Source organism: Sinorhizobium kostiense (genome assembly GCF_017874595.1).
In the GTDB taxonomy this organism is placed as follows: Bacteria; Pseudomonadota; Alphaproteobacteria; order Rhizobiales; family Rhizobiaceae; genus Sinorhizobium; species Sinorhizobium kostiense.
The window spans coordinates 124186-143235 of record NZ_JAGILA010000001.1; the positions used below are offsets into that span (position 1 = coordinate 124186).

At 62.2% G+C, this 19050-nt stretch carries 19 protein-coding genes and 1 pseudogene; 1 reads left to right on the forward strand and 19 read right to left on the reverse strand.

What is annotated here, in order from left to right; translation table 11 throughout:
• Nucleotide 1: 1 nt before the first annotated feature.
• From J2Z31_RS00530 to uxaC, 17 genes and pseudogenes are all read right to left on the reverse strand, one after another.
• A complete protein-coding gene (locus tag J2Z31_RS00530; protein WP_209599927.1) occupies nucleotides 2–520 on the reverse strand; it encodes a tripartite tricarboxylate transporter TctB family protein in 519 nt (172 codons plus the stop codon).
• Nucleotides 521–598: 78 nt separating this feature from the next.
• Entirely contained in the window at nucleotides 599–1594 is a 996-nt protein-coding gene (locus J2Z31_RS00535; RefSeq protein WP_209599928.1) for a Bug family tripartite tricarboxylate transporter substrate binding protein, read from the reverse strand.
• Between the two features lie 149 nt (nucleotides 1595–1743).
• On the reverse strand, nucleotides 1744–2664 hold the full coding sequence (locus J2Z31_RS00540; RefSeq protein WP_209599929.1) for a LysR family transcriptional regulator: 921 nt from the start codon (nucleotides 2662–2664) through the stop codon (nucleotides 1744–1746).
• Between the two features lie 188 nt (nucleotides 2665–2852).
• Nucleotides 2853–3899, reverse strand: a complete 1047-nt coding sequence (locus J2Z31_RS00545; RefSeq protein ID WP_209599930.1) for a 3-carboxy-cis,cis-muconate cycloisomerase — start codon at nucleotides 3897–3899, stop codon at nucleotides 2853–2855.
• Between the two features lie 20 nt (nucleotides 3900–3919).
• Nucleotides 3920–4534, reverse strand: coding sequence for a protocatechuate 3,4-dioxygenase subunit alpha (pcaG, locus tag J2Z31_RS00550; protein WP_209599931.1), 615 nt, complete (start codon nucleotides 4532–4534; stop codon nucleotides 3920–3922).
• A complete protein-coding gene (pcaH, locus tag J2Z31_RS00555) occupies nucleotides 4534–5283 on the reverse strand; it encodes a protocatechuate 3,4-dioxygenase subunit beta (protein ID WP_209599932.1) in 750 nt (249 codons plus the stop codon). Before pcaH ends, pcaG begins: the two co-directional genes overlap by 1 nt.
• Nucleotides 5284–5294: 11 nt before the next feature.
• A complete protein-coding gene (gene pcaC, locus J2Z31_RS00560) occupies nucleotides 5295–5693 on the reverse strand; it encodes a 4-carboxymuconolactone decarboxylase (RefSeq protein WP_209599933.1) in 399 nt (132 codons plus the stop codon).
• Nucleotides 5694–5709: 16 nt separating this feature from the next.
• Nucleotides 5710–6498: a 3-oxoadipate enol-lactonase gene (gene pcaD / locus J2Z31_RS00565; protein ID WP_209599934.1), complete on the reverse strand. Its 789-nt coding sequence runs from the start codon at nucleotides 6496–6498 to the stop codon at nucleotides 5710–5712.
• A gap of 125 nt (nucleotides 6499–6623) precedes the next feature.
• Nucleotides 6624–7817, reverse strand: coding sequence for a mannonate dehydratase (gene uxuA, locus J2Z31_RS00570; protein WP_209599935.1), 1194 nt, complete (start codon nucleotides 7815–7817; stop codon nucleotides 6624–6626).
• A complete protein-coding gene (locus tag J2Z31_RS00575) occupies nucleotides 7810–9276 on the reverse strand; it encodes a mannitol dehydrogenase family protein (protein WP_234939215.1) in 1467 nt (488 codons plus the stop codon). Before J2Z31_RS00575 ends, uxuA begins: the two co-directional genes overlap by 8 nt.
• On the reverse strand, nucleotides 9248–9994 hold the full coding sequence (gene kduD / locus J2Z31_RS00580) for a 2-dehydro-3-deoxy-D-gluconate 5-dehydrogenase KduD (RefSeq protein WP_209599936.1): 747 nt from the start codon (nucleotides 9992–9994) through the stop codon (nucleotides 9248–9250). Before kduD ends, J2Z31_RS00575 begins: the two co-directional genes overlap by 29 nt.
• The gene (gene kduI, locus J2Z31_RS00585) at nucleotides 9991–10812 is read right to left on the reverse strand and encodes a 5-dehydro-4-deoxy-D-glucuronate isomerase (protein WP_209599937.1); all 822 of its coding nucleotides are present in this window, start codon (nucleotides 10810–10812) and stop codon (nucleotides 9991–9993) included. The genes kduD and kduI overlap by 4 nt, the downstream gene beginning before the upstream one ends.
• A gap of 16 nt (nucleotides 10813–10828) precedes the next feature.
• Nucleotides 10829–11152 carry a cupin domain-containing protein gene (locus tag J2Z31_RS00590; RefSeq protein ID WP_209599938.1) on the reverse strand — a complete coding sequence of 108 codons (324 nt, stop codon included), beginning with the start codon at nucleotides 11150–11152 and terminating at the stop codon, nucleotides 10829–10831.
• Nucleotides 11153–11190: 38 nt separating this feature from the next.
• On the reverse strand, nucleotides 11191–12471 hold the full coding sequence (locus tag J2Z31_RS00595) for a TRAP transporter large permease (protein WP_209599939.1): 1281 nt from the start codon (nucleotides 12469–12471) through the stop codon (nucleotides 11191–11193).
• 189 nt (nucleotides 12472–12660) lie between these two features.
• A pseudogene (locus J2Z31_RS29085) lies at nucleotides 12661–12984 on the reverse strand (TRAP transporter small permease); the annotation flags it as partial.
• Between the two features lie 243 nt (nucleotides 12985–13227).
• Complete coding sequence (locus J2Z31_RS00605) at nucleotides 13228–14217, reverse strand: TRAP transporter substrate-binding protein (RefSeq protein WP_209599940.1); 990 nt, start codon at nucleotides 14215–14217, stop codon at nucleotides 13228–13230.
• Between the two features lie 30 nt (nucleotides 14218–14247).
• Nucleotides 14248–15654 (reverse strand): glucuronate isomerase, encoded by a 1407-nt coding sequence (gene uxaC / locus J2Z31_RS00610; RefSeq protein WP_328243209.1) that lies wholly within the window; start codon nucleotides 15652–15654, stop codon nucleotides 14248–14250.
• A gap of 101 nt (nucleotides 15655–15755) precedes the next feature.
• Between uxaC and J2Z31_RS00615 the strand changes: the two genes are divergently transcribed.
• Nucleotides 15756–16457: a GntR family transcriptional regulator gene (locus tag J2Z31_RS00615; protein ID WP_209599942.1), complete on the forward strand. Its 702-nt coding sequence runs from the start codon at nucleotides 15756–15758 to the stop codon at nucleotides 16455–16457.
• Between the two features lie 9 nt (nucleotides 16458–16466).
• Here J2Z31_RS00615 and J2Z31_RS00620 read toward each other — a convergent pair whose 3' ends face one another.
• Together J2Z31_RS00620 and J2Z31_RS00625 are read right to left on the reverse strand one after the other, a co-directional pair.
• The gene (locus tag J2Z31_RS00620) at nucleotides 16467–17837 is read right to left on the reverse strand and encodes a TRAP transporter large permease (RefSeq protein ID WP_209599943.1); all 1371 of its coding nucleotides are present in this window, start codon (nucleotides 17835–17837) and stop codon (nucleotides 16467–16469) included.
• Entirely contained in the window at nucleotides 17827–18948 is a 1122-nt protein-coding gene (locus tag J2Z31_RS00625; RefSeq protein WP_209599944.1) for a TRAP transporter small permease subunit, read from the reverse strand. The genes J2Z31_RS00620 and J2Z31_RS00625 overlap by 11 nt, the downstream gene beginning before the upstream one ends.
• Nucleotides 18949–19050: the final 102 nt, after the last annotated feature.

Here is a 19050-nt window from a genome sequence, read left to right on the forward strand (position 1 = left end):
CTCAGTTGCTCCCTCCGAAGAAGTCGCCGATCGCCGCGAGGATCGCTCGCTCGGGGATGATGCCCTCCGGCAGGACGACCTGGAAGACGAGGCGGAAGATCACATAGACACCGACGATCGACACAACCGCCAACAGCAGCGTCCTGCCAATCCGGCCCCGTTCCAAATACCAGATTGAAAAGAGCAGGAAGAGGAAGGAGGCTAGCAGGAAGCCAAGCGACTTCAGCGTGACGGAGTACGCCAAAATGAACAGGCTGAAGACGAGCACCGCCGGCGGTAAGACCTCCTTGCGGAAGGCGGCGAACCCACCGCCGGGCGATGCAAGCCCTGCCGAGCGGATGAGAACGACGGCCGAGGTAATGACCATGATGGCGCTCATCGCCATCGGAAAGGCTCCGGCGGAACTTAAGGCCGAAAAGCCGGATATCTGATAGGCCTGCCAGAACATGAACAGGCTGAAGCCGAACAAGGCGGCGTTGAAGACGATTTCGCCCGGGCGCCTGGTGTTGTGCGTTTCCATGACAATTCTCCTCCCCTGCCGGCGCAAAATTCCCGCCGACCTTGGAAAACGGCCCGGTCAGGCCGGGCCGTGTGATAATCAGGGCTTTGCGATGCCGAACTCCTCCGGCGATTTCTTCGCGATGCCGGCATCATAAACCACCCATGCTGTGGTCGATTGCCATTTCTTCAGGAACGCATCCGCCTCGTCACCCGAGATGTTGAGAGGGATATAGCCGCGGTCATCGAGAAGCTTTTGGAACTCCGGAGCCTCCGCGCCGGCCTTGAAGGCTTCCACCAACTTCGCCTTGACCTCGTCCGGCGTGTCGCGCTTGACGAAGACCCCAAAAAACGGTCCCCAGGGCAGGAGCTTCTTGAACTCCGGATAGTCGGCAACGATCGGCTTGGCATCAGGCAGGACCGGGCTTGCCTCTAGGTCGAAAATGCCGAGGATCTTGATGCGACCGGCTTTCACATGTTCGGCGGCAGCCCCGAGAACGGCGGGCATGAAGTCGACCGCGCCGCCCTGCATGGCGGTCAATGCCGGACCATCTCCGTCAAAGGGGACCGCCGTGACTTTAAAGTCGAGCTGGGTCGACAGCATGCCACCAACGACAGACGGAAGGCCGCCGGGGCCGGTCGAGCCCATCTTCACCTTGCCGGGGTTGGCTTGAACGTACTCGACCAGTTCCTTGATCGTGTTGAAGGGTGCGTCGTTGTTGGCGACGAGCACCGGGACGCCACGCGCGAGCACGTTCACCGGATAGAAATCGGCATAATCCAGATTGGACAAGCCCATCACCTTGTAAAGCTGCGGGTTTTCCGCGCTCATCAGAAGCGTGTAGCCATCGGATGGCTGGCTCGCGACGAACTGGGTGGCGATCGCTCCGACGCCGCCGGTCTTGTTGGTCATCACGATGCTGCGGCCGAGCACCTTCTCTGCATGCGGCGAGACGGAGCGCATCACGAGATCGGTGCTACCGCCCGCACCCCATTGGATGATGCCCTGGATGTCCTGTTCGGGATAGTCGGCGGCCGAAGCCGAGCCGACGAAAAGCGCAAGGGCGGCGACCGCCCCCATCAATTTACCAAGCATGTTTTTCCTCCCATTTGGCTGATGCCGGTGACCGGACACGCCGCCCATTCCTCGGATGGGCGGATGCTGTTACGACAAGGTCAATTAATGAATGTCTATTTTGCCGCTATAACGCAAATACCAATATTTTTGCGTTCCATATTGTTTTGTTATGTGTGCGCATGGCCGTACTCTTTGCGGATGTAATCCTCCATCACCCGACGCAGCATGGTGACGAAGCTCTCCGCGTAGCTCGAGAGCGCCGCGTCGGAACGATAGGCCACATAGGTCTGGAAATCGGTCTTTTCGCTGATCGGGATGATGGCGAGACCATGGTCGGTCATGTCGGCGACCGTGAAGGCATCGATCACCGCGATGCCGAGGTTCTGCCTCACCAGCGCGCAGACGGTCGTGCCGAATCGGGCGCGGATTGAGATGCGGTACTCCAGCTTCTCCCGCTCGAAGATGCCGGCCATGATCGCCCCGTACGGATCCTTCGGATCGATGCCGATCAGAGCATGCTCGGCGATCTCCCGCGGCGAGATCGCGGTTCGCGAAGCGATCGGATGGTCTTTTGAGGCGATGCATACCAGCCTGCCCTTCGCCAGTGGCTCGAAGGTGATGGAAGGATGGTCGAAAAAGTAGCTCATCACGACCACCTCTCCCCGCGCGAGCATGAGATAGTCGATCGCCTCCTCGATCTTCAGTATCTCGAAATTCACCAGGATGTCCGGATAGTGGCGCCTGAGAACCGCCACCGCATGCGGCACCATGACGTTGGCGATGCTCGGCACCGATCCAAGCGCAAGTTCGACCCCGCGGCCGCGCTCGAGCTGCCCGATCGAGACCTGCAGGTCCTCGACCTTGCGGTGGACCTCCTGCAACTGCGTGAAGATGTCGCGCGCCTCGCTCGTCGGAACGTAACGACCGGCCTTCTTGACAAAGAGCTTGATGCCGAGCGAGCTCTCGATGTGCTTCATCGTGCGGCTGACGCCGGGCTGGGTCACGTTCATCAGTCTCGCGGCGCCGGCGATCGTCCCCGCGACCATGACAGACCGGATCACTTCGATCTGCCGCAATGTGAGCGTCATGCGAACAACCCTCCCCGGAGCGCGCAAGTCCGTTCAGGCGCGCAACAGTCGCTGTAGCACTTTGAAATGCTGCATGTTCTATCCTCAACCCGGCAGCGAACTGCAGCCTTTTCCTCCTTCGCGAACATGCGTCAAAACCTCTGCCGGTGAAAGCGGTTTCAGAGTAGCAGGCTGCGCCGGCGCTTGCGTTATTCGCGGCCCAGCCGCTCGATCCTTGCGCTCATCACGCCTGCAAGCCGCAATGATGCGGCGGCCGCCAGCATCATCTGCGGCAGTACGAGCCATTCGAGGGTCCAGGCAGCGCCCGAGCGTTCCTGCTCGTGCACGACTGCCTGATGAATGGCCGAGAGTTGAGTGGCATTGAAGCGGGCGAGCGCCACCAGCGTCTCGGCCGCGACCGGGTTCTGCTTGTGGGCCATGGCGGATGAGTTGCCCCCGCCTGCAAGGGCAATGTCGCTGCCGCCCTGCGCCATGAGCGCAACGTCCTGACCGAACTTGCCGAGGCTGCCGGTGATCGATGAAAGGAGCCCCGCAACCTCAGTGATCGGCAATCGCTGGCTTTGCCATTGCGGCGCATCGGCCAGCCCAAGCTCCCGCGCCAGCGACGCACGCAGAGCTTGCGCCTTCTCGCCGAAACTCTCCAATGTTCCGGCCGCACCGCCGAACTGCAGCGGAAACGCCAGACCCTCGAGCCTGTCGCAATAGGCCATGAGCGGCATACGCCAGGCACTGAGCCGGTCGGAGACGGCGATCGGCAGAGCCGCCTGCATACGCGTATGGGCCATCATCCGCCGCAGACCGAACCGTGCGTCGAGATCCTCGAGCCTGGCGACGATGCCGGACAGCCGGTGCACAAAGATGCGGACGATCGGCTTTAGCCGTAATATCAGGCTGGTGTCGATGACATCCTGGCTGGTCGCGCCGAAATGCACGTAAGCCGCGGCGTCCTCGCCGACGGCCGCGCGTAACTGCCGGACGAGTTCCGGCACGACGACGCCGTCCCTGGCGGTTGCCGAATTGAGTGCGGCAAGATCAGGCAAAAAGGCAGCGCATATCTCCGCGATCCGGCTCGCCGCGGCAACCGGAATAATGCCGTTTGTTGCCTCGGCCCGTGCCAACGCCGCTTCGAAGGCAAGCATCGCCCGGAGATCGGCTTCGGCCGAGAGATGTCGTGCCGTTTCCTCGTCTCCGAGCAAGCCCGACAGGAACGGATGGTCGAAAGGCAAGACACCCATCTTCAGACATTATCCATGAGTCAAATATCCAGGAACACGGTTTCCTCCGGCCCCTGCAGGTGAATGTCGAACAAGTAGGTCGAACCCTCCCTTGCCGCGATCAACGTGGCCACGCGCTCGCGATGCTCGATGCGGGCGAGCAATGGGTCCTCGTCATTGGCCGCCCCTTCATCGGGGAAATACATGCGGGTATGCAGGCCGATATTGATGCCGCGCGCAACGATCCAGAAGGTGATGTGCGGCGCCATGAGGCGGCCGTCCTTGAACGGCACACGGCCGGGTTTCACCGTTTCGAAGGCAAAGACGCCGTCCTCCGCACTGGTCGGGCAGCGGCCCCAGCCGGTGAAGCTCGGGTCGGCGGCGCCCCGAATTTCGGATGGCGAATTGTAGAACCCGGCGGCGTCCGCCTGCCAGATTTCGACGAGCGCATCCTTGAGCGGCGCTCCCGCGCCGTCGAACACGCGGCCCTTAATGGTGATGCGCTCGCCGAGCGTCCTGTCGTTGACCATAGATGAGCCGAGGTCGGCGTCGTAGACGCCTGCAATCCCGCAGAAATTCGGCGTCAGTCCGATATGGACATAGGGTCCGGCGGTCTGGGAAGGCGTCTCTTTGAGATAGCCGAGTTCCTGTGCCATCAATTGCCCTCCAGCCGGTTTTCGAAAAGGGTCGATCTCCGACCCCGAAGCACGATGTCGAACCTGTAGGCGCGTGCATCCATCGGAATCGTGTTCGCCCAGTCGAGCGGCGCTACCAGTTGCTCGATTGCCTGTCGGTCGGGGATCGTATTGACGATCGGACATTTCCAAATCATCGGATCGCCCTCGAAATACATCTGCGTGATCAGCCGCTGGGCGAAGCCGTGGCCGAATACCGAGAAGTGGATATGCGCCGGCCGCCAGTCGTTGACGCCGTTCGGCCAGGGATAGGGGCCGGGTTTGATCGTCCGAAAGGCATAATAGCCGTTCTCGTCGGTGATCGTGCGACCGCAGCCGCCGAAATTCGGGTCGAGCGGCGCAAGGTAGCTCTCCTTCTTGTGGCGATAGCGCCCGCCGGCATTGGCCTGCCAGAATTCGAGCAACGCCCCGGAAACGGGTCGGCCGCGCTCGTCCAGCACCCGGCCATGCACGATGATGCGCTCGCCGATCGCGCTTTCGCCGGGCTTGGCGAAATTGTGGATCAGGTCGTTGTCGAGTTCCCCGAGCACTGAATGGCCGAAGATCGGGCCAGTGATCTCGGATATCGTGCCGTCGAGCGAAAGCAGCGCCCGCTGCGGCGAGCGCAACACCGAGGTCTTGTAGCCCGGCGCGAAGGCCGGTGGATGCCAGTTGCGGTCCCGGGGGAAGAAAGCCCCGGTCTCCGGTTTGCGGTTCGGCATTTCGGACATCGCTTTCCTCCTCAGCCTGCCTTTTCGGCGTCCAACTCGGCGAAAACCTTCTTGGCAATCTTGATCGCGTGATTTGCAGCGGGCACGCCGGCATAGATGGCGACATGCAGCAGCGCCTCGCGGATATCCTCGCGAGTCGCACCCGTATTGACGGTGGCGCGCACATGCATAGCGACCTCGTCATCCTGGCCGAGTGCGGCAAGCAGGGCAATCGTGATCATCGAGCGTTCGCGTTTCGTCAGCGCCGGGCGCGACCAGACATGGCCCCAGGCCGCTTCAGTAATGAGTTCCTGGAAAGGCCGGTCGAATTCCGTTGTCGCCGCCCCTGCACGGTCGACGTGGACGTCGCCAAGAACAGAACGGCGCGTCGTCATGCCCTCTCTTAATCTATGGGAGCCGGTCTCATTCATGGTTCTGTTCTCCGCATTAAAGAGTGGAAAGGAACGAGCGGATGAGCGCAGTCAGTGTTTCCGGCTGCTCGACGCAGGGGATGTGCGCGCAATCGCTGATAACCGCGTAGCGCGCGCTCGGGATCAACTGCGCCATGCCCCGAACGACCTCCGGTGGGGTCGACCCATCCTGGTCGCCGACGACGCAGAGGGCCGGCACGCCGACCGCGCGGGCCGCCGCGGTGTAGTCGGCGTCACGGATCGCCGCGCAGGTCGCGACATAGCCTTCAACCGGCTGACGGCTAAGCATGTGGCGATAACCGGCATAGGCGGCATTCTCCGCCCGGCGGAAACCGGGGGTAAACCAGCGCTCCATGACGGCGTCGAGGATGCTTTCAAGTCCGTCCCGCTCAACCGCGGCGATACGGGCGTTCCAGGTTTCGGACGTTCCGATCTTATGCGCGGTGTCGCAGAGGACGAGGGCGGAGACAAGTTCCGGCCGGCGCTGGTGAAGCGCCAGCGCGATCAGCCCGCCAACGGAAAGGCCGCAGACAATCGCGCGCTCTATGGAAAGCTGGTCCAGCAGACGGGCGAGATCACCTGCGTGATCCTCGATCGAATAGGGAACGCGGCCGATGTCGGAGAGGCCGTGGCCACGCTTGTCATAAATAAGGATTGCCAAATCATCGGCAAGATGCTGGGCCACGCCATCCCAGATGCGGAAATCGGTGCCGAGCGAGTTCACGAAGACGATGACCGGCTTTTCGGCCGGCGCGCCGATAAGCCTGTAGTGGATCGCCACGTCGTCAATGCGGGCAAACTGCATTCGAAATCTCCTCTTGAAGAGGAGATACGGCACGGGACCGCTTAGGTAAAATGAGAATATCCGGGAATCTCATAACTATTTGGTTATGCCATTCCCCGTTGCTCGTCGACACGCTGCGAGCGCGCTTAGGTGAAGCGTGCCCGTTCGTGCGTGAGCGCGCGCAGGATGCCGCGTAGTTCGGCAAGGCCGCGCATGCGGCCGATCAGCGGGTAGCCCGGATGGGTGCCCCGGCCGACATCGCTCAAGAGTTCATGGCCATGGTCCGGCCGGAACGGGATGTCCCAATCGCGCCGGCCTTCTGCGCGACGCCGGCGCTCTTCCCCGACGAGTTCTGCGATCAACGCCACCATGTCGGTATCGCCTTCGAGGTGAGCTGCCTCCTCGAACGAGCCGTCCGGGTCCTTCCGGACGTTGCGCAGATGCGCGAAGTGGATGCGATCGGCGAAGCGGCGGCCAATCGCCGGAACGTCGTTTGCCGGATTGGCACCGAGCGAGCCTGAGCAGAGGGTCAAGCCATTCGCCCGGCTCCGTTGCTGAGATAAGAGCCAGGCAATGTCTTCTTCGTTGGAGACGATGCGCGGCAGACCGAGAATATCGCGCGGCGGATCGTCCGGATGGACGCAAAGCCGCATACCGAGCTCTTCGGCAGCGGGAACGACCTCGGCCAGGAAGCGGGCGTAGTTGGCGCGCAGTTCTGCGCGACCGATGCCGGCGTAGCGCTCGAGCGCCCTTCTGAGCCCCTCGACATCGTAGCGGTCATAGGCTCCAGGCAAGCCGGCCATGATGCTGGCGAGCAGTGCTTGCCGGGCGTTCTCGTCCGATAGCTCGTGCCAGGCCCGCGCCTTTTCCAGCACTTCCGGCGAATAATCCGCCTCCGCGCCTTCGCGCTTCAGCATGTGGACCTCGAAGGCGGCCATCTCATGGGCTTCGAAGCGCAGGCAGGTGCCGCCGCGCGATACCGGCGCATCGAGCCGGGTGCGCGTCCAGTCGATGAGCGGCATGAAGTTGTAGCAGACCGTATGGATGCCGCAGGCGGCAAGATTGGCGAGCGACTGACGGTAATTGGCAAAGAGTGGCGCGAGGTCACCTTCGCCACGCTTGATATTCTCATGAATCGGCAGGCTTTCGACCACCGCCCAATGGAGCCCGAGGCCGCTGTCGGCAATTTCCGACTGCCTGGAGCGGATCAACTCGATCGGCCAGACTTCGCCATAGGCAATTTCGTGCAAGGCGGTGACGATGCCCGAAGCGCCGGTCTGGGCGATCTCGGTCAGCTTGATCTTGTCGAAGGGGCCGTACCACCGCCAGCTTTCAAGCATTCGTGACATCCTTCGTCATTTCGCGGGCGCCCCTTTCGACAAGGCCCTCGTAACAATCGGTGAGCGCCTTGCGTAAGCCGGCGTGCTGCGCAACGTCGGGGGGAAAAATAGTTCCGACGCCGAGCAGCGCTTCGACCTTCCTGACGGGACCGTCCGCGCCGTCGCTCAGCGCCTTGAGCTCAGCTGCTAACGGATCCCGCACGTCAATCGGCTCGCCCCTTTCATCGCGGCCGCCGACATAGCGCATCCATGCAGCGATCGCGAGCACAAGGCCTTTCGGAATGCGACCGACGGCAAGGTTTTCCGCGACCGTTCCCAGGATGCGCTGCGGCAGCTTTTGCGAGCCGTCCATGGCGATCTGCCAGGTGCGATGCCGGATGGCCGGGTTGGCATACCGCTCGAAAAGCGAGTTGCAGTAGGCAGCGAGGTCGACCCCCGGCGGCGCGTGGAGCACCGGCACAATTTCGTGGCTCCAGAGATGCCGGACGAAGGCGGCGAAGACCGGATCGGCGACCGTGTCGCTGATCGTCTCGTGACCGGCGAGATAGCCGAGATAGGCGAGAGACGAGTGCGTGCCGTTAAGGCAGCGCAGCTTCATGTGCTCGAAAGGGGTCACGTCCTCGACGAGCTCGACGCCGACTGCGCCGAGGTCGGGGCGAATGCCATCGACGAAATCGTCCTCGACCACCCACTGGCGGAACGGTTCATGCATGACCGGTGAAAGGTCGAGCATGCCGGTCCGTTCGGCCAGCCGCTCGATGTCCTCCGGCTTGGTCGCGGGGACGATGCGGTCGACCATTGTCGAGGGGAAGAAAACCTCTGCGGCAATCCAGGTGGCAAGCCCCTCATTGATGAGGCGCGCGAATTCGAGGACGATGCCCCGCACGACCCGGCCGTTTTCCGGGAGATTGTCGCAGCAGAGCACGGTAAACGGCCTCGTTGCCTCGGCGCGGCGACGCTCGAGCGCCCTGACCAGGAAGCCAATCGTCGACTTCGGCGCGGCCGGGTTGGCAAGATCGTGCCGGATGTCGGGATGATCCCGGTTCAGCCGTCCTGACGATGGTTCGTGGCAATAGCCTTTTTCGGTGACGGTCAAGGTGACGATCCGCGTGGTCCGCGCCGACATGACCTCCAGCACCGCCCGGGGGTCTTCCGGCGCCACCAGGACATCATTTATGATGGATATCACCTGCGGTCTCTCGCCATCGGGGCCGAGTTCCACCGCCGTATAGGCGAAGTCCTGGGGCTTGAGCAGGTCACGCTGGTCCGGCCGGACCAGGCTGACACCGACGATCCCCCAATCGCCGCCGGACTTCTGCATGGCTTCCGCGAAATAGATGGCGCCATGGGCGCGATAGAAGGCGCCAAGTCCGAGATGAACGATGCCCGGGCCGGCGCGCGGCACGTCCGGACGGCGAAGACGGGGACGATCAGCGGGCAAGCCAGCCTCCATCGACATTGAGAATTGCTCCATGAATGTATTTTGCGGCCGGCGAGGCCAGGAAGACGGCAGCGCCGCCAATGTCCTCGGGGTCGCCCCAGCGGCCGGCCGGAATGCGGTCCAGGATGGCCTGGTTGCGTGCCGCGTCGGCGCGCAGAGCCTCGGTGTTGTTGGTGGCGATATAGCCGGGAGCGATGGCGTTGACGTTGATGCCCTTGGCTGCCCATTCATTGGCGAGCAGCTTCGTCAGCCCCGCGACGCCGCTCTTCGAAGCCGTGTAGGAAGGGACGCGGATGCCGCCTTGGAACGACAGCATGGAAGCAATGTTGATGACCTTGCCTTCGCCGCCGCGCTGAAGGACGGCACGTGCGAAGCCTTGGCTGAGAAAGAAGACGGCCTTCAGATTGACGTCCATGACGTCATCCCAGTCGGCCTCGGTGAAATCGATCGAATCCGCGCGCCGGATAATGCCTGCATTGTTGACGAGAATGTCGACCGCTGCGACTTCGGCGAAGGCGGATTGCCCGGACATCGGATCCGAGAGGTCGAGCGAAATCGCCTGGCCCTTGCCGCCTGTCTTGGCTATCAATTCCAACGTTTCGGCGGCGGAGGAACGCGCGGCGCAGATCACTTCCGCCCCGGCCTTGGCGAGCGACAGGGCGATTGCCTGGCCGATGCCGGTATTGGCGCCGGTGACCAGCGCCCGTTTGCCAGCCAAGGAAAAGATGGCGCTCACTTCAGCGTCTCCATGGAAACCATCTCGACGTCCTTGTAGTCGACGTTGTCGCCGGCCATCGCCCAGATGAAGGTATAGGAGCCGGTACCCGCCCCCGAATGGATCGACCAGGGTGGCGAGATCGCGCCCTCTTCGTTCTTGAGCACGATATGGCGGGTTTCGTCCGGCTCGCCCATCATGTGGAAGACGCGCTGGTTGTCGGCGAGATCGAAATAGAGATAGGCCTCCATGCGCCGGTCGTGCACATGGGCGGGCATGGTGTTCCAGACGGAGCCGCTCTTCAGCTTGGTCATGCCAACGACGAGCTGGCAGGACTGCATCACTTCGGGATGGACGAACTGATAGATGGTGCGCTCGTTCGAGGTGTCCTGCGCGCCGATCGACATGCTTGCGGCCTCGTCTATCCTGATGAGCCGCGACGGATAGGTCTGGTGCGCCGGGGCGGAAAGGATATAGAAGCGGCCCATACCCGAAAACGTGATCGTCCCGGCTCCCATGCCAAGATAGAGCATGTCGCCTTTGGCCATCTTGTACTCTGCGCCCGCCTCGACGCTGCCCTCGGCACCGATATTGACCACGACCAATTCGCGCCTGTCGAGGATAGAGGCCGTGCCGGATGGTTTGACATGGTCGAGCTCGAGGCTTTTGCCGGCGGGCACGGCGCCGCCGACGATCATGCGGTCGTAATGAGTGTAGATGAGATTGATCTCGCCTTCCCGGAATATATGGCCGACGTGAAAATTCTCGCGCAGTGCTTTCGTGTCGAAGGTCTTGGCGGTTTTCGGATCGATCGCATGGCGGATGTCGACATTCAGCATCATCTGTCTCCTCTATTCAAAGAAAGTCGTCACGGCGCGGCGTGAACGTGTCGATCAAGACGCCGTCCTCCAACGCGCGACAGCCGTGGGTCGCCAGCGACGGTATGACGAAACTCTCCCCGGGGCTGACCAGCACGACCTCGTCCCCAATGGTGAACTCGAAACGGCCCGACAGCACATAAGTGGCCTGGATGTGCGGATGACTGTGGAGCGTGCCGATTCCGTCCTTTGCAAAGCGGAATTCGACCACCATCAGGTCCGGGCTGTCGGAGAGGACGCGGCGGGTGACACCGTTACCAGCCTCCACCGAAGGAAAAGTGCGGACGAGTGATTTCGTCATGACATGCTTCCTCACATTCAATGGCCCATGATGCCGCTCTAGCGGAACAGCGAGGGCAGCCACAGCGAGAGCGCCGGTACGTAGGTGACGAGCAGAAGCGCTGCGACCGCGGCGCCATAGAACGGCCAGATGGTCTGCAGTGCCTGCCAGATCGGTATCCTTCCAACCGCGCAACCGACGAAAAGAACTGCTCCTACCGGAGGCGTGCAGAGGCCTATGCCAAGATTGAGGATCAGGATGACGCCGAAGTGGACCGGATCGACTCCGAAGGCCGTCGCCACCGGCAGAAAGATGGGCGTGGTGATGACGATCAGCGGCGACATGTCCATGAATGTGCCGAGGATCAGCAGGACGACGTTCAACAGCAGCAGAATGATCAGCGGGTTTTCGGAGACGCCCTGCAAGAGCGACACCATAGCCGTCGGCACCTTGAGATAGGCAAGCAGCCAGCCGAAGGAGGCGGCGCAGCCGATCACCATCAAAACCATGGCCGTCGTACGCACGGCGGCAAAAGTCGCCTCCTTGAAGTCTTCCCAGCTCAGGGTGCGGTAGACGAGCAAAGTGACGAGAAGCGCATAGACGACCGCGATATTCGAGGATTCCGATGCGGTAAAGACGCCGGAACGGACGCCGCCGAAAATGATGGCGATCAGGATCAGTCCCGGCACGGCCGAGACGAACAATCGCCCCATCGCCCTGAGGCCGGGAAAAGCTTCGGTCGGATAGCCGCGCTGTCTTGCGACGATCCAGGCGGCAAGCATGAGGCAGAGCGCCAGCAGGAGACCGGGAATGATGCCTGCCGTGAAAAGGTCGGCGATGGAGATCCTGCCGCCAGCCGAGATCGAGTAGATGATCATATTGTGCGACGGTGGAATCATCAGCGCGATGATCGAGCCTACCACCGTGATGTTGACGGCATAATCGACATCATAGCCGCGCGCCTTCATCTGCGGCACCATCAGGCCGCCGACGGCCGATGCATCGGCCGCGGCGGAGCCGGAGACGCCGCCGAACATCACCGATGCCAGGATGTTCACCTGCCCGAGACCGCCACGGAGATGCCCGACCATCGAACCCGCCAATGCCACCAGGCGGCGGGCGATGTCGCCGCGCACCATCAGGTCGCCAGCGAAGATGAAGAACGGGATCGCCATCAGCGCAAAAACCGACACGCCGGAATTCAGGCGCTGGAAGATGACGACCGGCGGCAGGCCAAGATAGAGAATGGTCGCGAAGCTCGACACACCGAGACAGAACGCGACGGGCGTGCCGATGAGCAAGAGGAAGGTGAAGGTGCCAAAAAGGATCCAGAGTTCCATAAGGTCAGTGCTCCGGCTCCGCCTCGCCGAAACGCGCGGTATGGAGGCCGGCGGCGCGACGGGCAATGCGCTCGAGAGAAAAGAGGACGACCAGCACGCCGCCGGCCACGATGGGTAGGAAGTCGAAGGCGCCGGAAATGCGAGGCTCGGCATCTGGTTCCCCGCCGTCTTGATCGCCAGCTGCGCGCCGTAGAAGATCATGCCGCCGCCAAAGGCGCCCACGAACACGTCGGAGAGCGTGTGGAGCAGCTCCTTGCCTCGCTGCGGCAGCAGATACAAAAGCACGTCGAAAGAGAGGTGGTAGCCCTCGCGGATGCCGACCGCGGCTCCCAGAAAGATGAACCAGCCCATGATCATCACTGAGGCGGGCTCGCTCCATGTCAGGCTGTCATTGAAGACATAGCGCCAGATGACCTGCGCGGCGATGAACATCGTCATCAGCACGAGGCCGATGCCGGCGATCCAGAGTGCACCTTGGGAGAGGTTTCCCATCAGACGCGCGACGCTCTTCATAGTGTTCTGCAAGATAATATCTCCATCGGATGGCGACCGCCTCTACCACTCGGGCCTGCCATTGCTCCTCTCCTCGGGTTTAACCCGAGGACCAGCTCTCTCCCCGCGAGCGGGGAGAGAGGGGACCGGGAGCGCGCGGCTGGTGCCTCTCCCCGCTGCGGCGAGAAGGTCGCGGCAGCGGGATGAAGGGCAATATCCGGCCTAGAAAGGATAGAGGGAGGCGATCAATTATCCGATCTCAGTTCACTGCGTTGCCTGGATGCGCTTCACCAGGTCCTTGAGCTTCTCGGACTTCACGTATTTGTCGTAGACCGGCTTCATCGCCTCGATGAACGGCCCCTTGTCGATGTCGGAGACGACCTCGACACCGGCAGCGCGGATCTTCTCCTCCGACTTCTTCTCCTGCTGGGCCCAGAGATCGCGCATATAGGGAACGGAGGCCTTGGCCGCCTCTCGGACTGCTGCCTGGTCTTCCGGCGACAGGCTGTCCCAGGTTTTCTTGGACATGACGAGCACTTCCGGCACGATCAGGTGCTGGTCCAGCGTGTAGTGCTTGGCGACCTCGAAATGGCCCGAGCTGTCATAGGACGGCCAGTTGTTTTCCGCGCCGTCGATGACGCCCGTCTGGATCGACGAATATACCTCGCCATAGGGCATCGGCGTAGCGTTGGCGCCCAGCGCCCCGACCATGTCGACGAACATGTCCGACTGCATGACGCGGAACTTCATGCCCTTGAGGTCTTCGACGGATTTGATCGGCTTCTGCGAATTGTAGAAGCTGCGCGAACCGCCGTCGTAAAAGGCGAGACCCACCAGATCATGCGCTTCGAAAGCTGCGAGGATTTCCTGCCCGATCGGCCCGTCCATCACCTTGTGCATGTGCTCGACCGAACGGAAGATGTAAGGCAACGAGGCAACCTGGGTTTCCTCGATGATGTTGTTGAACGGCCCGAGCGAGACGCGGTTCATGTCGATGACCCCGAACTGGGTCTGCTCGATCGTGTCCTTCTCCTCACCGAGCTGGGCGGAATGGAAGACTTCGATGCCAAGACGGCCGCCTGTCTTCTCCTCTAGCAATTTGCCCATGTGCTTGACCGCTTCGACGGTCGGATAGCCGTCCGGATGCGTATCGGACGAGCGCAGGACCCGGTCCGCCGCCTCGGCCGAGACCGATGCAAGAGCTACTGCCGCGGACGCGAGCAGTGCCAGGCTCATTTTCTTCAGAAATGTCATTTCAATTCCTCCCTTTGAAATGGGCTGTCCTCACAGCCGGTATGCTTGCTTCGCAAGCCGATAGGCGAGATCTATGGCGACCTCGCCGGCCTCGTCCTCGTCGAGCCGACCATCGGCGACGAGGGTTGCGAGATAGGCGCAATCGATTCGGCGGGCGACGTCGTGTCTCGCCGGAATCGAGCAGAAGGCGCGGGTATCGTCATTGAAGCCGACCGTGTTGTAGAACCCGGCGGTTTCGGTCGTGAGTTCCCGATAACGGCGCATGCCTTCGGCGCTGTCGAAGAACCACCAGGCCGGCCCGAGCTTCAGCGCCGGATAGGCGCCCGCGAGCGGCGCGAGTTCGCGCGCATAGCTGGTCTCGTCGAGCGTGAAGACGATGACCGTCAGCTCCGGCCGCATTCCGACGGCGTCGAGCAGCGGCTTCAGCGCCCGGACATAGTCCGTCCGGGTCGGGATGTCGAAGCCCTTGTCGCGCCCGTGTCGGCCCATCACCTCGGCGGAGTGGTTCCGCCATGAACCGGGATGGATCTGCAGCACGAGGCCGTCTTCCAGGCTCATGCGCGCCATTTCGGTCAACATATGGCCCCGGAAGGCATCGGCCTCCTCCGGGCTCATGCGGCCCGCAAGCGCCTTGGCAAACAAGGCTGCCGCTTCAGCCTGGCTCAGATTTTCGGTGCGCGCCGTCGCGTGACCGTGGTCGGAGCTCGTAGCACCGTAGCACTTGAAGAAGGCGCGCCGGGTCCGGTGAGCCTCGAGGTAGCCCTTCCAGGTGGTCGCGTCCGTTCCGGCGAGTTCGCCGAAGCGCTCGACATTCCCGCGGAAATTTCCGAATTCCGGGTCGACGACGCTGTCCGGCCGATAGGCTGTCACGACGCGCCCGCCCCAGCCCGACTGGCGGATCATCTCGTGCCAGCGAAGATCGTCCAGTGGGCTTTCGGTGGTGGCGATCACCTCGATGTTGAAGCGATCGTACAGGGCGCGCGGCCTGAACTCCGGCCGCGCGAGGCAATCCGAAATGTGGTCGTAGTAATAGTCGGCCGTCTTCGCCGAAAGCCGCTCCTTGAGGCCGAACACGGCTTCGAAGGAATGGTCGAGCCATAGCCGGCACGGCGTGCCTCGGAAGAGATGATAGTTCTCGGCAAACAGGCGCCAGATCCTGCGGCCATCTTGCTCCGTCGACTCGCCATCGACGCGAGGAACGCCGAGATCCGTCAGCGCGATCCCCTGCGAGCAGAGCATGCGGAAGACATAGTGATCTGGAGTGACGAAGAGTTGAGCCGGATCGGGGAACGGTTCGTTTTCCGCGTACCATCTCGGATCGGTATGACCGTGCGGGCTGACGATCGGGAGGCTGCGAACCGTGGCGTAGAGCGTGCGAGCGATGTCGCGAGCGCGTGATTCGAGTGGAAAGAGCCTATCTTCATCCAGCAATGCGATGGCCTCCCAACCACTTGCCGGCTACGATCCGGCGACGACATATTGCATTCGGCTAGTCATCTAATATGTTAGTATGCAGAACGAGTCAATGGAGAGGTTACATGGCCGACCAGGTTCAGATCCGGGCAGTTGAACTGAGCCGCGCTCCATCGGTGACGGAGCAGGTCTTCGAGCACCTTTATCACCAGGTGGTCGAGCTGGACCTGCCGCCCGGTACCAAGCTTTCGGAGGTGGAGGTCGCCAAAATACTCGGCGTTTCACGCCAACCGGTGCGGGATGCCTTTTACCGCCTCTCGCAGCTCGGATTTCTGCTGATCCGGCCCCAGCGGGCAACGGTCGTCACGCATATCTCCGAGAAGGAGGTCATGCAGGCCCGCTTCATCAGGACGGCGCTCGAGATGGAAACCGTACGCGCGGCAGCCGATTGCCTGACGGAGGCGCAGCTCGACCGGCTTGACGCATTGCTCGTTGAACAGGAGAAAGCCATTGCCGCTGAAGACAAGGTGCTGTTTCATGCGCTGGACGACAGCTTCCATAAGCTGATCTGCGAATTGTCAGGCCATGAATTCGCCTGGGCCTTGATCCGGGACAGCAAGGCGCACATGGACCGCGTGCGCTATCTCAGCCTTTCCTTCGGCGCGCAGAGCGCCTTCGACGACCACAAGGTGATCATGGCAGCGCTGCGCGAGCACGATGGCGCCAAGGCGGCCGACGCGATGCGCGTCCACCTGTCGCGCATCAAGTCGATCATCGGCCGCATCCGCGAGAGCCACGGCTCGTTCTTTACAGAGGGCGAGCGCTGACGGCATCCATCAGACACCTCCGTAAACGACCTTCGGCAGCCAAAGGATGATTGAGGGAAACGCGATACAGAGGGTGACGCCGATCGCCTGCAGAACAATGAAGGGCACCGCTGCCCGGAAGATCGTAGCCATTGAAATCTGCGGCGGCGCGACGCTCTTGAGGTAAAACAGCGAATAGCCGAACGGCGGACTGAGGAAAGCCATCTGCATATTGACCATGAATATGACGCCGTACCAGAGCGGCACATCCGCGGGGTCGATCCCCGGGAGACCGAAAAGGCCATCGAACTGTAGCGATCTCAGGATCGGCAGGAAAATCGGCACCGTCAGCAGCAGGATGCCGACCCAGTCGAGGAACATGCCGAGTACGAAGAGAATGGCCATCATCAGCACCAGCACGCCGTAAGGCGGCAGGCCGGTGCCGAGAATCGTGTCGGTGACGAAGGTTTGCCCGCCCTTGAGGATAAAGAAGCCAACGAACATCGTGGCACCGAAGAAGATCCACATGACCATTGCGGTCGCCTTGAGCGTGGCGATCCCCGCGTCGCGGATCGTATTCCAGGTGAGCCGGCGGTGCGTCGCGCAGACGACAAAGGCCCCGAACGTGCCGATGCCGGCAGCCTCGACCGGCGTAGCGATGCCCAAGAAAATGACGCCAAGCACGGTGATGATGAGCAGGATCGGCATGACCATGCCCCGAAGCAGGCGGAGCTTCTCCACGAAACCGACGCGCTCGCCCGGAGGCACGGGCGGGCCCAGCGCCGGATTGATGTAACACCGTAGTGTCACATAGGCGACATACATGCCCGACAGCAGCAAACCCGGAAAGACCGACCCGATCAGCAATTCTCCCAGCGATTGCTGGGCGACGACGGCATAGACGATCGCCATGACCGAGGGCGGGATGAGAATGCCGAGCGTGCCGCCGGCGAGCAACGCACCGCAGGCGAGTTTCGGATCGTAGTTTCGACGCAGCATCGCTGGCAGCGCGATCATGCCCATCGTCACCTCGGTTGCCCCGACGACGCCGACCATGGCGGCAAGCAGCGTGCATGAGATGACCGTCGCCGAGGCAAGCCCGCCCTTCAGCCCGCCCAGCCATTTGTAGATGACCTCGAACAGTTCCTCGATGATACCGGCCTTCTCAAGGATCGCCGCCATGAAGATGAAGAGCGGCACGGCGGAAAGCTGGTAGTCCGTCATGAACGGAAACACGCGCGACGGCAGCATGTTGAGCATTGCCGCATTGCCGAACAGCCAGAGGAAGAGCACGGCCAGGCTGCCGGTGCAGAAAGCCATCGGGAGTCCGAGCAGCAGAAGCACGCCAAGACCGCCAAACATCAATAGGCTTAGCCACTCGATCGGAAGATCAAATCCCATTGGCGGCCGCCCTTCCCGCCACGAGCGTGGCGATATCGCGCGCGAGGCGCGAGAACCCCTGCAGCAGAAGCAGTGCCGCGCCGAGCGGGATGGCAAGCTTGACCGGCCAATATTGAATGCCCCATTCGGTGAAGGATCGCTCGCCGACCGCAATCGCGTCGTTTGCGAAACGCCAACCGGTTACGAGCATGGTGCCCACAAACAGAAAGAAAAAGACCGAGGTGATGACGTCGCAGATCGCCCGGCCGCGATCCGAAAGGCGGCTGTAGACGATGTCCACCCGAACATGGGACTCGTCCCGGTAAGCGTACGCGCCGGCTAGCATGTATTGCATCCCGAACATGAGAAACATGCTCTCGTGCACCCAATTGGTCGGCGAATTGAACACGTAGCGGCCGACCACTTCGTAATAGTAGGCGAAGACGGCGAGCACCGACCAGTATGCGACGAGTTCGCCCGTGGCCTGCACCAGCCGGTCGATTGGCCGAAGCAGCGGCAGCGGCTCCCTGACCGGGGAACTGGGCATGGCGGTCTCCATGAGAGGTTCAGGGAGGGTGGCGGGAGCGGCAGTCTCGCGCTCGCGTCTCCGCCGGACGAGCCCGGGCATGAGAAGTGCATCGCCAAGAAGCAACACGCCGAGCAGAATTCCCGAAATGCGGGCGTTGCGGTTGGAACGACCGAGCCCTGCGACAGCCGCGGCCATCTTGGCCTGTGCCGTCTCCGCAGCCGCATTGGCTTCGGCAAGCCGATCGCCCGCCCCCTCCCTGTTCCTTGCCACGTCCGCCGTTGCGCGCGTGACGATCCGCTCGGCACTCTGGACTTCGGAGCGGGCGAGCGACAGTGCTTCGCGACCCTCTCGCACGTCGGCACTTGTCCAGAGCACCGCCAGAAAGAAAGGAATGAACAGAAGCCCCCAGCTGCTCCTCAGATAGAAACGGTGCATGCCGATGAAGCCCGCCGAGATGAGGAAGAGGTAAGCGAGAAACAGATTAGCGCGCCCGGCCTCTCGCCGGACCCCTTCGCGATAAACCAGAAAAGCAGCGACAAGCGGGAAGACCCCGAGGCTTGCCCAATAAAGCCAATGTGGCATGACAAACGTGAGCGACGGCATTGAAACGCCCCTACACAGTGACGGAAGCCCCCGCCCCGAAGCGCGGTCAGATCAGCCTCGGAGCGGAACGCGGGAATGCCTGCGACTTTCTTCCCGCTTTCC

Bases quoted from the DNA above. Each gene is read 5' to 3' on its own strand.
- J2Z31_RS00530 (WP_209599927.1), bottom strand. From the start codon at position 520: ATGGAAACGCACAACACCAGGCGCCCGGGCGAAATCGTCTTCAACGCC.
- J2Z31_RS00535 (WP_209599928.1), bottom strand. From the start codon at position 1,594: ATGCTTGGTAAATTGATGGGGGCGGTCGCCGCCCTTGCGCTTTTCGTC.
- J2Z31_RS00540 (WP_209599929.1), bottom strand. From the start codon at position 2,664: ATGACGCTCACATTGCGGCAGATCGAAGTGATCCGGTCTGTCATGGTC.
- J2Z31_RS00545 (WP_209599930.1), bottom strand. From the start codon at position 3,899: ATGGGTGTCTTGCCTTTCGACCATCCGTTCCTGTCGGGCTTGCTCGGA.
- pcaG (WP_209599931.1), bottom strand. From the start codon at position 4,534: ATGGCACAGGAACTCGGCTATCTCAAAGAGACGCCTTCCCAGACCGCC.
- pcaH (WP_209599932.1), bottom strand. From the start codon at position 5,283: ATGTCCGAAATGCCGAACCGCAAACCGGAGACCGGGGCTTTCTTCCCC.
- pcaC (WP_209599933.1), bottom strand. From the start codon at position 5,693: ATGAATGAGACCGGCTCCCATAGATTAAGAGAGGGCATGACGACGCGC.
- pcaD (WP_209599934.1), bottom strand. From the start codon at position 6,498: ATGCAGTTTGCCCGCATTGACGACGTGGCGATCCACTACAGGCTTATC.
- uxuA (WP_209599935.1), bottom strand. From the start codon at position 7,817: ATGCTTGAAAGCTGGCGGTGGTACGGCCCCTTCGACAAGATCAAGCTG.
- J2Z31_RS00575 (WP_234939215.1), bottom strand. From the start codon at position 9,276: ATGTCGATGGAGGCTGGCTTGCCCGCTGATCGTCCCCGTCTTCGCCGT.
- kduI (WP_209599937.1), bottom strand. From the start codon at position 10,812: ATGCTGAATGTCGACATCCGCCATGCGATCGATCCGAAAACCGCCAAG.
- J2Z31_RS00590 (WP_209599938.1), bottom strand. From the start codon at position 11,152: ATGACGAAATCACTCGTCCGCACTTTTCCTTCGGTGGAGGCTGGTAAC.
- J2Z31_RS00595 (WP_209599939.1), bottom strand. From the start codon at position 12,471: ATGGAACTCTGGATCCTTTTTGGCACCTTCACCTTCCTCTTGCTCATC.
- J2Z31_RS00605 (WP_209599940.1), bottom strand. From the start codon at position 14,217: ATGACATTTCTGAAGAAAATGAGCCTGGCACTGCTCGCGTCCGCGGCA.
- J2Z31_RS00615 (WP_209599942.1), top strand. From the start codon at position 15,756: ATGGCCGACCAGGTTCAGATCCGGGCAGTTGAACTGAGCCGCGCTCCA.
- J2Z31_RS00620 (WP_209599943.1), bottom strand. From the start codon at position 17,837: ATGGGATTTGATCTTCCGATCGAGTGGCTAAGCCTATTGATGTTTGGC.
- J2Z31_RS00625 (WP_209599944.1), bottom strand. From the start codon at position 18,948: ATGCCGTCGCTCACGTTTGTCATGCCACATTGGCTTTATTGGGCAAGC.